This window comes from Pelagibaculum spongiae (genome assembly GCF_003097315.1).
GTDB classification, from domain to species: Bacteria; Pseudomonadota; Gammaproteobacteria; order Enterobacterales; family Pelagibaculaceae; genus Pelagibaculum; species Pelagibaculum spongiae.
Genome location: NZ_QDDL01000009.1, coordinates 64,119 through 77,136, shown reverse-complemented (window position 1 = coordinate 77,136; position 13,018 = coordinate 64,119). Strand labels below are relative to the sequence as shown.

The 13,018-nt window shown below is 45.8% G+C and carries 12 protein-coding genes and 1 tRNA gene; 6 read left to right on the top strand and 7 right to left on the bottom strand.

Features of this window, described 5'->3' with window-relative positions; translation table 11 throughout:
- Window positions 1-343: 343 nt before the first annotated feature.
- Window positions 344-736 carry a SemiSWEET transporter gene (locus tag DC094_RS17450; protein WP_116688414.1) on the top strand — a complete coding sequence of 131 codons (393 nt, stop codon included), beginning with the start codon at window positions 344-346 and terminating at the stop codon, window positions 734-736.
- A 29-nt stretch (window positions 737-765) separates the two neighbouring features.
- Here DC094_RS17450 and DC094_RS17445 read toward each other — a convergent pair whose 3' ends face one another.
- Window positions 766-1,698 carry a DMT family transporter gene (locus DC094_RS17445; RefSeq protein ID WP_241504086.1) on the bottom strand — a complete coding sequence of 311 codons (933 nt, stop codon included), beginning with the start codon at window positions 1,696-1,698 and terminating at the stop codon, window positions 766-768.
- Window positions 1,699-1,825: 127 nt separating this feature from the next.
- Here DC094_RS17445 and epmA point away from each other — a divergent pair, with 127 nt between their 5' ends.
- From epmA to DC094_RS17430, 3 genes are all read left to right on the top strand, one after another.
- A complete protein-coding gene (epmA, locus tag DC094_RS17440; protein WP_116688413.1) occupies window positions 1,826-2,773 on the top strand; it encodes an elongation factor P--(R)-beta-lysine ligase in 948 nt (315 codons plus the stop codon).
- Window positions 2,774-2,894: 121 nt separating this feature from the next.
- The gene (locus tag DC094_RS17435; RefSeq protein WP_116688412.1) at window positions 2,895-3,458 is read left to right on the top strand and encodes a hypothetical protein; all 564 of its coding nucleotides are present in this window, start codon (window positions 2,895-2,897) and stop codon (window positions 3,456-3,458) included.
- A gap of 85 nt (window positions 3,459-3,543) precedes the next feature.
- On the top strand, window positions 3,544-4,176 hold the full coding sequence (locus DC094_RS17430; protein ID WP_116688411.1) for a hypothetical protein: 633 nt from the start codon (window positions 3,544-3,546) through the stop codon (window positions 4,174-4,176).
- Between the two features lie 132 nt (window positions 4,177-4,308).
- On the opposite strand, the gene xapA is transcribed toward DC094_RS17430, so the two are convergent.
- Window positions 4,309-5,136, bottom strand: a complete 828-nt coding sequence (gene xapA, locus DC094_RS17425; protein WP_116688410.1) for a xanthosine phosphorylase — start codon at window positions 5,134-5,136, stop codon at window positions 4,309-4,311.
- A gap of 130 nt (window positions 5,137-5,266) precedes the next feature.
- Between xapA and DC094_RS17420 the strand changes: the two genes are divergently transcribed.
- Both DC094_RS17420 and DC094_RS17415 read left to right on the top strand, forming a co-directional pair.
- On the top strand, window positions 5,267-6,193 hold the full coding sequence (locus DC094_RS17420) for a LysR substrate-binding domain-containing protein (RefSeq protein WP_116688409.1): 927 nt from the start codon (window positions 5,267-5,269) through the stop codon (window positions 6,191-6,193).
- Window positions 6,194-6,592: 399 nt separating this feature from the next.
- A complete protein-coding gene (locus DC094_RS17415; protein WP_116688408.1) occupies window positions 6,593-7,738 on the top strand; it encodes a cysteine desulfurase family protein in 1,146 nt (381 codons plus the stop codon).
- A gap of 132 nt (window positions 7,739-7,870) precedes the next feature.
- On the opposite strand, the gene DC094_RS17410 is transcribed toward DC094_RS17415, so the two are convergent.
- The 5 genes from DC094_RS17410 to rpsU all read right to left on the bottom strand — a co-directional run bounded on the left by DC094_RS17410 (window position 7,871) and on the right by rpsU (window position 12,955).
- A tRNA-Ile gene (locus DC094_RS17410) sits at window positions 7,871-7,947 on the bottom strand.
- A 116-nt stretch (window positions 7,948-8,063) separates the two neighbouring features.
- The gene (rpoD, locus tag DC094_RS17405; protein WP_255420946.1) at window positions 8,064-9,956 is read right to left on the bottom strand and encodes an RNA polymerase sigma factor RpoD; all 1,893 of its coding nucleotides are present in this window, start codon (window positions 9,954-9,956) and stop codon (window positions 8,064-8,066) included.
- 168 nt (window positions 9,957-10,124) lie between these two features.
- On the bottom strand, window positions 10,125-12,020 hold the full coding sequence (gene dnaG, locus DC094_RS17400) for a DNA primase (RefSeq protein WP_158527375.1): 1,896 nt from the start codon (window positions 12,018-12,020) through the stop codon (window positions 10,125-10,127).
- Window positions 12,021-12,276: 256 nt separating this feature from the next.
- A complete protein-coding gene (locus tag DC094_RS17395; RefSeq protein WP_116688405.1) occupies window positions 12,277-12,726 on the bottom strand; it encodes a GatB/YqeY domain-containing protein in 450 nt (149 codons plus the stop codon).
- A 13-nt stretch (window positions 12,727-12,739) separates the two neighbouring features.
- Entirely contained in the window at window positions 12,740-12,955 is a 216-nt protein-coding gene (gene rpsU, locus DC094_RS17390; protein WP_116688404.1) for a 30S ribosomal protein S21, read from the bottom strand.
- Window positions 12,956-13,018: the final 63 nt, after the last annotated feature.

The window sequence follows — 13,018 nt, the reverse complement described above, 5'->3', positions numbered from 1 at the left end:
AACCATTAAAAATAGATTGATAATGAATTATCAGGCTCGATATCAAAACGATAATTTTGGGATGTTTTTTAACAAATGTCATGAAATAGTATGTTAGGACTGACCACTTTTAACTTTTATATGGTTGTGTGTAGTTATGCGGCTGTAGATTGAAATAAAGTTGCATTAATTATTGCCATTGCTTGACGCTATCATTATAATTTGCGCCGAACCAAGGCCGGAACTTCAGAGTCCGGTACTTATTCTGTATGACTCCTTATATTTTTAAATTAAAGACCATTGGCCTGGTGTAGAAATTAAATTTCGCGCCCGCTGGCTGTGGCATGCTATTGGAAAAACAAAAATGGATATGATCACCTTGATTGGCCTAGGTGCAGCTTTTTGCACCACTGCAGCTTTTATTCCTCAAGTTCTGCAGATTTTGAAAACCGGTAATGTTGATGGCATTTCTTTAGGCATGTACTCCATCTTTACTTTAGGTGTGGCTATGTGGTTTAGCTATGGAATTATGCTGAATAACATGCCAATGATTTTGGCTAATCTGGTGACTTTGGCTTTGGCGGGTTCGGTATTATTTTTAACCGTGCGTAGCAGAATGGCCGCCAGAAAAGTGATTGATATTGTCGAGCCTGCAGCTTGTGCTCTGGATATGAATATTTCAGAAGTAATGGTGCCAGAGTGTGTCGCCAATGATGCAACGCTGTTCGAAAAAGATATGAAAAAAATGGCTGCGTAATTTTTTATTTAGCTTTTTAATTGATTGCGTTAGTTGATAGAGCGAAGCCGGTTGAGTGATTGCAATAATCGAGCAACCCAATGCCAGCGACTAACAATCAAAGCGCTAAATATAAGTGTACAGCCGAAAAACTGTGACCATGTCATGGTTTCAGAAAACCAGAAGGCCGCCGCTAAGGCGGTCCAAACTGGCTCTAAAATCATAATTAATGCTGCATGGCTCGCTGGTGCCAGACTTTGTCCATAAGTCTGCAAGGTAAAACGCAGGCTAGTTGCTAGCAAAATACTCGCCAATAACCAACCGACAATTTCATTCTCAATCGATATTGGCCATGGCTCAATAAATGCCGACACGCTAATGGCACTTATTCCAACCACTAGCAGCTGGATGCCAGTTAAAACACTGGCAGATATTCCGCTAGCTAAATGGCTGATTAAGGTAAAGTGCAGTGCGAATAAAATAGCGGCAGCTAAATACCACAACTGGCCAGGGTCTGCAGAAATACCTGACTGTAAAGATAATAACGCTAAGCCGCTGATTGCGACGGGTATTGAAATCCAAGTGGCCCTTGGGATTTTGTTAGAAAAAATGGCCCAAGATAAAAGGGGCACTAATAAAATGCCGAGGCTGGTGATAAACGCCCCCGTCGCCATATGCTTGCCTTGATCTAATCCATGAATCCAGCACAGTAATGCACCCGCCATTACAAAAGCTGTGGCCAATGATTTTTTAAATTGCGTTTTATTTAATTTAGAAAATAACTGGCGGCCATTGCCAACCAATAACAAAAGCCCCGCCGATGAAAAGCGAATGCCAATAAACAGCAGCGGTGCTAAACCGTTGAGTGCTTCCTTGGAGAAAATCCAGCCAGCTGCCGCCAGTAAAGTGACTAGCAATAACACCAAATCTGCTTTGGCGTGGCTATCTGTTTGCGGCATGGCAGAGGCTTGGGTTTTGCTCATCTCAGGTTTAGCTCAGTAAAAAATCTGCGCTCATATATAACAGAGTTATCCCGCCGAGACAGCTACGGCCAAATAAGTAAATTGCGATATAATCACTCGCAGTGACAGTTTTAGTTTTGAGAAGAAAATGGATTGGCAGCCAGGCATATCGGTTAACTATTTGAAAGCAAGAGCAAAGCTACTGGGGCAGATCCGTGGTTTTTTTGCCCAGCGTGAAGTGATGGAAGTAGAGACGCCGCTATTAATGGGTGCGCCGGTGACTGACCCTTGGTTGCAAGCGTTGTCGGTTAAAAATCATCGGTTAGCGGCTGCGCCCGATGTAATGTGGCTGCAAACTTCACCTGAATACGCCATGAAACGCCTGTTAGCGGCAGGCAGTGGTGCTATTTATCAAATCTGTAAAGCATTTCGTGATGATGAATCTGGGCGAAAGCATAATCATGAATTCACCATGCTGGAGTGGTATCGGCCTGATTTTAGTTTGGTGCAATTGATGGATGAAACCGACCAGTTGTTGCAATTGACATTGAATTGTCAGTCAGCTGAACGAGTGAGTTATCAACAGCTGTTTATCGACCAGCTTTCAATCGATCCGTTAACGGCAACAACTCAACAACTACAGCGGGCGGCGTTAGTGACTGGCATGCAAGGGCCGGATGATTTAGATGTTGATGGTTGGCTGCAGCTATTAATGGGCTGTGTCATCGAGCCAAAACTGGGCCATGACCGGCCATTGATTGTTTATGGTTTTCCGCCAAGTCAGTCTGCTCTGGCCAAGGTAGAAAATGGCGTAGCTAGTCGCTTTGAGGTTTATTGCAAAGGGGTTGAGCTGGCTAATGCCTACCATGAGCTGACCGATGCAATTGAGCAAAGAAGTCGGGCCGAGCAAGATTTAGTAAAACGCAGTGAGCTTGGTTTGCCGATGGTGCCAATAGATGAAAAGCTATTGGCGGCTGTAGAGGCGGGTCTTCCCGATTGTTCTGGTATTGCTTTAGGTGTTGATCGCTTGTTGATGCTGGTGACGGATGAAGCAGATTTAAGAAAATTGATTAGTTTCGATGCTAGTCGAATTTAATATGCTGAAAGAAATTATCAGATAATCGGGCGTATTGAGTATCGGATCAGAAAAAAAATATCTCAGCTTGTGCTTAACTTTAACTAGTCGCAATCGATAGCAAAATGCATGAGAATTTTAAATGTTTAATGTGTCACGTTTCATTGTGACAGGGACAGTTGCTTTATTATTAGTTTTTTTTATTCTTCTTTACTTGCCTGTGCATGGTCTCGCCCAGCGTTATGCCGAATCTAATCAATTTAAAACGGATCAAACTGCCAGCAGCAGTCAGCCAAGCATTGCGGCTAGTTTAATTAGTGCTGCAGCTGAGCAGCCAATGTTAAAATCATTACTTACTGCGCCGCCAAGTCTTAGCTTATCTCCTGAAACACCTTCTAATTATCCTGGCTTACATTCCCTAGATGGTTCTTTGTTTTTAGATGAGAACTTAGCTGTGTCTTATCTCGATCTTGACCAACAGTTTTATCAATTCCCAGAAGCAGGTGAGCGCTCTGAGCTTGAACCAGAAGTCTATTTAGATATGCTGAGGGTTTTTGGTACCGATAAGCGCTATACCCGATATCAGTTTTCAGATGGTAGTGAATTAGTGGTGACTAAAGATCATGCAGTGAGTGTTCAAGTATTAACCGTAGATGCTTCTGGTCGCTACCAAATGGATGAATATACTCAGCCGCCAAAGTTTTAAAATTAAGCCTAAACACACCGACTCAACACACCAGTGTTCTGCATGGATGCTTGAACTGATTTAATTACATCAGGTATTTCAAGCCATGAAGTCTTTAATATTAGCTAGCTTTTTAACTATTTTTATTTCGCCATTGCTTCAGGCGGAAAATTCGATGAAAATTCATCAAGAAATTTCTTTAAACAGCTGGTTTTATTCAAGTGATGCTAAAGGTACCGGCTTTCGCGATTTAACTCCGGTAGCGCCAGTGGGCGGTAACTTGGAAATAACACTCGGCGCACAGCGGCTAAATGCAGTTGCAACCGCATTAGAGACCTGGAAGCGTTATTTGCATGTGCAGCAAGGGCTGGGTGTATTTGTTAAGTTTGATAAAACTGCTTGTAGCAGTAAACAGGGGATTTTAGCCCATGCAGGTCCATGGTCAGAATATCGTAACTTTGAACAAGCACCTTTGAAGGAAACGTTTTATCCAATAGCGCTAGCAAATGAACTAAGCGGGCGGCAAATTTCAGAGGCGCCTGAAATTATGGTTTCATTTAATTTAATGCTGGGTACTAAAAATTGTTTATCTGATGTTGTTTGGTATTACGGGCTAGATGAAAAAATACCCAAGGGTACTATTAGTTTTTATCAAGTTGCGTTGCATGAGATTGGCCGAGGGTTAGGGTTTTCTGCCAATATTCGAGTAAATGAAAGCTTGGCCGCCGACGGTGGTTGATGTTTTTAAAATAAAAAAAGCGCTGCCAAAAGTTAATCCTTAACTTTGACAGCGCTTGCGTTTTAGCCCAAAGGCTTGCAGCGAGAGAAAAATCACCCGTCGTGATTTTATCTTTTAAAATGGTCTATTCAATTACTGAAAATGCCGGGTAACAAAAGCATGAATCAGTTTAATGAAATCTTTTTCGGCCAGTTTGGCGCATCCCAATGTTTGCTGGTGTGACAATTTGGTTTTGCCAAGGCCTTCAGCCATATTAGTGATTGCTGAAACAGCCAAAACAGGTAGCCCGCAATGGGCTGCTGAAATTACTTCTGGAACCACCGACATGCCCACTACATTGCCGCCAATCATTTGCATCATGCGAATTTCTGCTGCGGTTTCAAAACACGGGCCTGGATAGGAAACAAAAACGCCACGATTTAAATGAATATTTTCTGCCTTAGCAATTGAGGCCAGCTCACTTCTTAAGTCAGCGTCATAGGCATTGGCCAAGCTGAAAAAGCGCTCGCCATATTCGTCGTCGTTAGGGCCAACCATCGGCGTTTCCGGCATGGTGTTAATGTGATCTTCCAGCATCACCAGAGAGCCGACATCAATTCGTTCCGGGCTTAATGAGCCAGCAGCATTGGTAACAAATAACATCTCGCAACCCAGCAATTTCATAGTACGAACCGCTGGAGTCATGACTTTCATGCCTTTGCCTTCATAGAAATGCCCGCGGCCTTTCATGCAAACCACTTCAATGCCATTTAGTTTGCCTAGCACCAGTTCACCACTATGGCCCCGGATATTACTTTGTGGAAAACCAGCCAGCTCTGAATAAGGAATTTCGGTTTTCTCGGTGAGCTGGTCTGCAATTACGCCAAGGCCTGAGCCGAGTATCATGCCGCATCTTGGGTTAAAGTCAGGGCGATAACTGCGGATGATTTGTAAAGCTCGCTTTGGCTCATCGAGGGTCATTGAAAGATCCAAATAATAATGGGGTACCCGAGCCACTATAGGTAGGATTGGTGGTGGCCGATATCGGTTTATTCAGCTCGACCGTTCGGAAAATCCGAACAAGTTTTACAGGATCTACAGGAGGTGTTGGATGAACCATTTGCTAACCAGTGGGCGGATTAGTTTCAAAATGCTGCGGTATTTTGAAGCGGCGGCCAGCTATGAGCACCTAGGGCGGGCTGCGGAGTCGTTGAATATTTCCAAATCAGCGCTCAGTGGCCAGATTAAAGATCTGGAGCAAGCGCTAGAATTCCCGTTGTTCAATCGGCACAACAACCGAATTACTCTGACTGAAGCGGGTCGGCTAATGAAAGTTGAAGCCGGGCAGATGTTGGAGCAAATGAGTCAGGCATTGGATCGAGTAATTCAGGCAGGAAAAAGTGAACAGCAAACGCTGAATATCGGTATTGTCAGCTCAGCCCTATGGCACAGATTATTTGAGCTACTGGGGCAGTTTCGAAAGCAGTATCCGACGCTGTTAATCAATTTTGTTGAATTAGCGCCTAACGAGCAAAGAAAGGCTTTGATCGACAGAAGCATCGACATTGGATTTAGTCGTTCAGGTGATGTCCATAAAATGTTGCCTTTTCAGGCAAAAATCGCCTTCAAAGATTTTTTGTGTGCCGCTGTGCCAGCGAACCATGTTTTGGCTAATGAATCAGAATTATCGCTTAGCCAGTTAAAGGATCTGGATATGGTGCAGTTTGATCATCACCGTTCAGGTACGGCGGAGCTGATTCATCAAAAATGTCTCAAGCAGGGCTTCAGGCCGCGAGTGAGGTATAAAGCGGTCGAACCACAAACTATGATGGCATTTGTCTCTGCAGGTCAGGCAATTTCGATTGTGCCACAATGTTTTAGTTCTCAGCCTTGGAAACAGGTAGTGTTTATTCCTTTAAAAGAAAAAATACCGGCAGACTTATGTGTGGTATATGACCAACAGAAACAGGGCGGGGTTTTGGCTTCACTTGTCAAACTAATTGATGATTTGCAAGCAAAACCTGAAGTTGCAAGTTGAGTTTTTTATTCTCCAGATAAAAAGTTAAAATCACCGGTTTTAGCTATGAATTTTTTAAATATTAAAGATATGGTGTCGATTTTTTTCAATAGGGTGTAGCTGGGAGCGCAGGCGGCCCGCCTGCATTTAAATGCAAGAGCATTTATGTCAATGGTGTACCTTTGCACTTTGCAGGCAAGCTGCCTGGGCTCCTAGTAACGGGTCTTAGCCCCGTGTCCGGACTTCCAGTCCGTACAACGAACCCACCGGCTTTAGTCGGTGGTTGTTGAGTAAGTTTGTTTTATTAAGTTTTCTATTTGTTAAATAGTGTTTGCTAGCGAGCTCTTTTTGAATTTTCTGAATATGATTTTTAATCATCGTTAGTAATTATCTAATATTTATCCGCATACAGGTTGAACAATGAAAAATCAGCAGTCTATTTATCTGGATTATAACGCGACTACACCCGTTGCAGATGAAGTGGTTAGCGCAATGACCGACGCGTTGAAACATCGCTACGCCAATCCATCATCGCCCTATTCTGATGGGCTAGATGCTGCGAGAGCTATTTCAGCAGCCAGAGCTTCAATTGGTACTTTAATTGGTTGCAATGCCAGTGAATTACACTTTACCGGCTGTGCTACCGAGGCGAATAATCTGGCTCTGCTAGGTATTGCCAGTACTTTTACCGAGCCCCAGCATTTGATTATTAGCGCAATTGAACACCCGGCCATTATGCAGCCTGCCAAATATCTTGAGTCACGAGGTTGGCAGCTCAGCATTATTCCGGTTGATCAATATGGTTTGGTTTCAGTTGAAAATTTATTGAAAGAAGTGCGGCCAAATACCGTACTGGTCTCCATTATGTTGGCCAATAATGAAGTCGGCACCATTCAACCGATTGCAGAAATTGCTCAAGGTCTTAAGAAAAAAGATAAAAATATTTTACTGCATACCGATGCCGCGCAGGCAGTAGGAAAGATTCCGGCTGATGTGAATAAACTGGGCGTTGACCTGCTGACATTGGCTGGGCATAAGTTTTATGCCAGTAAAGGGATCGGTGCGTTATATGTCCGCCAAGGGCTCAAAATAAACAATGTTTTGCATGGTGCCGGGCACGAAGCAGGTTTACGGCCAGGTACTGAAAATACTCCAGCAATTATCGGCATGGGTGTCGCGGCTGACCTTGCAGTTTATCGATTGGCACAAACTGAAAATACTTTGCAGCAACGTACTGATCAGTTGAACCAGCTATTACTCAAAGCCATTCCAGGCTTGCGGCTAAATGGTCACCCTGAACTGCGGTTGCCCAATACATTGAATGTGTCTTTCCCCGGTGTGATCGGCCAGCAACTACTCAATGCTACTGAAGGGCAGATACTGGCATCGGTTGGTTCCGCCTGTCATGCCAGCTCCGACAAACCCAGCGGCGTATTAGGTGCAATGAACCTGGATAACCAACGTGCTGCCGGCGCAGTGCGTATTTCTACCGGTTGGAACACTAGCGAGCAGGAAATCGAAAAGGCCGCAGAGGTGTTGATTAAAGCTTGGGGGGAGTTGGTGTAGCTTAGAAATGTTTTAATTGCTGGTTTTGTAAGCAGAAATTATTTAAAAACGAAGCTATTAAGAATCGAGAGAGAAAAAAAGAAGTCTGCTGCAGAGGCAAGAACAACAGCGGAAGATAGAACGGGTTTAAAATGGTGGCCCCTCGCAGACTCGAACTGCGGACCAATCGATTATGAGTCGAGTGCTCTAACCAACTGAGCTAAGGGGCCGTCTAAGATTCCAGCGCGAGCGCGCTAAAACTGTTTTCAATGTAGCAGAACTATTCTAGCGCGGGAGCGCTAAAACAGCGGCGGGAATCATAACACTCCCGCCGCAGGTTTTTCAATCAGTCGATATCAAGGAAGCTGCGCAGCTGGTCGGAACGACTTGGATGACGCAATTTACGTAGTGCTTTTGCTTCGATCTGACGAATACGTTCACGGGTTACGTCGAACTGTTTGCCGACTTCTTCCAGTGTGTGGTCTGTATTCATGTCGATGCCGAAACGCATCCGCAATACCTTAGCTTCACGAGCAGTTAGACCCGCCAGGATATCGGTGGTGGCATCACGCAAACCGGTATTGGTTGCAGATTCCACTGGCGATTCCATATTAGTGTCTTCGATAAAGTCACCCAAGTGGGAGTCTTCATCATCACCAATTGGCGTTTCCATTGAGATAGGCTCTTTAGCGATTTTCAATACCTTGCGGATCTTGTCCTCAGGCATTTCCATTCGTATGCCCAACTCTTCTGGAGTCGGCTCGCGCCCCATTTCTTGCAGCATTTGCCGCGAGATACGGTTCAGCTTGTTGATGGTCTCGATCATGTGTACCGGAATACGGATAGTACGTGCCTGGTCGGCAATCGAGCGAGTGATCGCCTGACGGATCCACCAGGTAGCATAAGTCGAGAACTTGTAACCACGACGGTATTCAAACTTGTCGACCGCTTTCATCAAGCCGATATTGCCTTCCTGGATCAAGTCAAGGAACTGCAAACCACGGTTGGTGTACTTCTTGGCGATCGAGATAACCAGACGTAAGTTAGCTTCAACCATTTCTTTCTTGGCGCGACGTGCTTTCGCTTCACCAATCGACATACCACGGTTGATTTCTTTCAAGTCGCGGACAGTTAACTGGCTATCTTGCTCGAGCATTCTCAGCTTGCGCTGTAAACGAGTAACGTCGTCTCTTACGTCTTCCAGGGTAGTCGCGTATGGTTGGCCAGAATTGATTTCGTCTTCAATCCAGCTGGCATCAGTTTCTTTGCCTGGGAAGGTTTTAACAAACTGCTTGCGAGGAATCCGACCGCGGTTAACGCAGATTTTCATTATCTGGCGTTCATGGCTACGAATCTGGTCCAGAACATTGCGAATGTTGCTTGCCAGACGATCGAACTGCTTAGGCACCAGACGGAAATGTACGAAACATTCAGATAGCTCGCGGTAAGCGCTTTGCGTATCTGGGTGTACTCGACCATTTGCGGTGTCTGAAGCGACAGCAACTTCATACAATTCTTTTAATTCAGCAAAACGACCAGCAGCCATTACAGGGTCGATACCTGTTGGGCCGTCATCATCGTCTGAATCATCACCATTTTGTGCAGCTTCAGCTTTTTCCCGATTCTTAGCGGCGGCTTCTTCTGCAATCTGCGCTGGTGGACGCATTGACTGATCTTCGTCGGTGTCGACAAAGCCGGCAATCACGTCTTCGATTTTGGCTTCTTCGACCATAACCATGTCCCAAGTATCGAGCAAAAGCTTGATGGTCTTAGGATGGTTTGCCAGGGCGGCCAAAACTTGCTGGGTACCTTCTTCGATACGACGGGCAATTTTGATCTCGCCTTCACGCGTCAGCAGCTCCACTGTACCCATTTCACGCATGTACATGCGAACTGGGTCGGTGGTGCGGGAGACGTCTGATTCTACGGCAGCCAGTGCGGCGGCGGCTTCTTCAGCGGCAGCGTCATCTGTGCCAGTCGAGTCAGCCATCAACAGGTCGTCAACGTCAGGGGCGGTTTCATAAACCTTTATGCCCATGTCGTTGATCATACTGATGATGTCTTCGATCTGATCAGAATCAACGATATCTGGTGGCAAATGGTCGTTCACCTCAGCATATGTGAGGTAGCCTTGTTCTTTGCCCTTGGCAATCAGGAGCTTAAGCTGTGATTGCTGGTCTGATTGATTCATGTGGCCTCTGTTTGAATCTAGCTGCTGACGATCGGCGAAAGGGCGGATATTTTACAGAAAAAACCCTTTTAACGCTACGCCTTTAGCAATGGTGGAAACCAGGCCTGGAAGGGCAGATCCGGAACTTCCCAAATGGCTCACAATGGCTCTGATTCGGTGTCCGGCCCAGCAGAAACAGGCGATAACTGACGCTATGTAGGGTTGATTTTGTAGATTTCAACCCCTGCTAGCACGATTTTCCAAAAGCTGCTTAAGCAAAATCCGCTCATTGTCTTGTAAAGGGCGACTACGAGAGAGTTGCAATAATTGCTCAGTTTGGGCGTCCAATGCCTGCTGATGTAATTGCTGAATGGCATCTCGGAATTCGACCGAGGGGTCATTCTCAGGTAGCAATGGACTGCGCGCGCTTAGCTGCATCAATAAGGGTGCTTCAGATCTGCCGCGCCATTGTTCGATCAGGCTAGGCAGGCTAATAGCGGGTTGGTTGTGGAATTGCTGGATCAGTTCATCGAGCAATTGACAACCAGGATGCTGCAGTAGTAACTCCAGAAACTTAGTATCTGTCAGCTGTAATGCAAGCTCCGGTTTTTGAAGCAAACTTTGCAATGCGCTACGAATTGCACCGCGCGGAATCTTTACCGAGGCAGCTGGAACGCTTGGATCAAAGGCTTGCCCGGGATAATCATCCGTTGCTGGAGGTACCTCGAAATAGTGGTCTGGATAGTCCGCGTTTTGTGAACGGGTTGGTATAGCTGACTTCGATGAACCGTATTGGTCGTATTGACTGCCGCCGCGTTTGCCATATCCTAAATCGGCTGGTTTTTGCTGAATCGCACGTTCTAGTTTTTCAGTGGTGATGCCCACCATTTGTGATAATTTTTCCAGCATCAATTGCTTGAGCACCTGTCCAGGCACTTTGGCAATTAACGGTTTGGCCAGTTCACTTAAGCGTGCTCGGCCATCCATGCTGTTGATATCGGTTTGCTGCGATAGCGCTTCAAACAAGTAATCAACCAGTGAGCGGGATTGTTTAATTTCCTGCTCAAACGCTTCCTTGCCAATTTTACGCACCAAGGTATCTGGGTCTTCACCCTGATCGAGGAACATAAAGTGTGCCTGTCGGCCATCGTGTAACTCAGGCAGAATATTTTCCAGTGCTCGCCATGCGGCATTTCGACCGGCATCGTCACCATCAAAGCAAAATACCAACCGATTAACTGCACGGAATAGCTTTTTAGCATGATCACGAGTGCAGGCAGTGCCCAAGGTCGCTACGGCGCGAGGAATGCCCAGTTGAAACAGGGCGACCACGTCCATATAACCTTCAACAATCAGCAGTTCTTCTAGGCTTCGATTGGCTTTTTTAGCTTCGTAAAGCCCGTAAAGCTCGTTGCCTTTTTGAAATACAGGTGTCTCGGGTGAGTTGAGGTATTTCGGTTTGCCATCGCCGAGAATGCGACCACCAAAAGCGATCACTCGTCCGCGGTGATTACGAATGGGAAACATAATCCGGCCACGGAATCGATCATAGAAACGGTCGGTGCCTTCTTTGTTAATCACCAGCCCGGCCTGCTCCATCTGTTGGATCGAACTGTGGGGTTTGATCGCCTTAATCAGATTGTCCCAGCCTTCCAATGAATAGCCCAGTGCAAAATCCCGGGCAATTTCGCCACTCAGACCGCGCTGCTTTAAATATTCAATGCCACGCTTACCTTCGTCATGGCGAGACAGCTGCGCTTGGTAAAAACGCTTACTGAGCTCCAATGCGTTATATAACGGCTGGTGCCCTTGATCATGTTGCTGGCTGCCTTCTTCACGAGGGACTTCAAGGCCGCTTTGATGCGCTAGATCTTCAATCGCATCAACAAACTCCAGTCGCTCGTAGTCCATTAAGAAGCTCACTGCGTTGCCAGAAGCGCCGCAGCCAAAGCAATAGTAAAACTGCTTGTCTTGGATCACCGAGAAAGAAGGAGATTTTTCGTCGTGGAAAGGGCATAGGCCTGAATAGTTTTTGCCGGCTTTTTTTAACCGGACACGCGAACGAATCAGCTCAACCAGGTCGGTTCTTGCTAACAAGTCGTCAATAAAGCTTTGTGGAATTCGGCCTGCCACCGCGATCCTCGAAGGATGAACAATCGATTGAGACAAGTGCACTTAGACAATCAAGTACACCAAATAAGCTGCTGTGAAATCACTAGCGATTAGCTGATAGTGAAATCATTTGAAATTCAGCCGCTGTGAAATCATTTGAAATATAGTGTGCTGTGAAATCGCTGGGCGCAAGCATGTCAGACATTTTCAGTAGAACTAAAAAAGCCGATACCCTGGGATATCGGCTTTTAACAAACTTAATGAGCAGTTTGCTGAATCAGTTGGAAAGTCTGGCCTTAATCAGCTTGCTGACGTCACCCATATCTGCGCGACCTTCAACTTTAGCTTTTATCTGGCCCATGACCTTGCCCATATCTTGCATCGAGTTGGCGCCAGTTTTGGTGACCACCTCCTCTATAACGGCTTCAATCTCGGCAGGGCTCAGTGGCTGAGGTAGGTATGTAGCGATCACATCCAACTCCAGCTTTTCCTGATCAGCTAATTCCTGACGTTCTGCAGCTTCGTACTGAGTAATGGAATCGCGACGTTGCTTAACCATTTTATTCAGTACGGTAACCACGCCAACATCGTCCAGCTCAATGCGCTGATCGATTTCAATCTGCTTTATCGCAGCGTTGATTTGACGGATCACTGCTAGAAGACTTTTTGCTTTGGCACGCATAGCGGCCTTTTGGTCTTCCTTCAAACGAAGTTTCAAACTGCTCATAGCGACTCCGGTTCTAGTAGAGGCGCTTACGATTCAGGTTTTCGCGAGACACTTTCTTCAAGTGACGCTTAACAGCTGCAGCAGCTTTACGCTTACGAACTGCAGTTGGCTTCTCGTAAAATTCACGACGACGTACTTCAGACAGAACGCCTGCTTTCTCACAAGAGCGCTTGAAGCGACGCAGGGCGATGTCGAACGGTTCGTTATCTTTTACGCGTACATTTGGCATTTTTAGTGGTCACCTATTAATAAAACATGTTGTGTCAATGATTTGCCTAGGAAAGATCTTTGT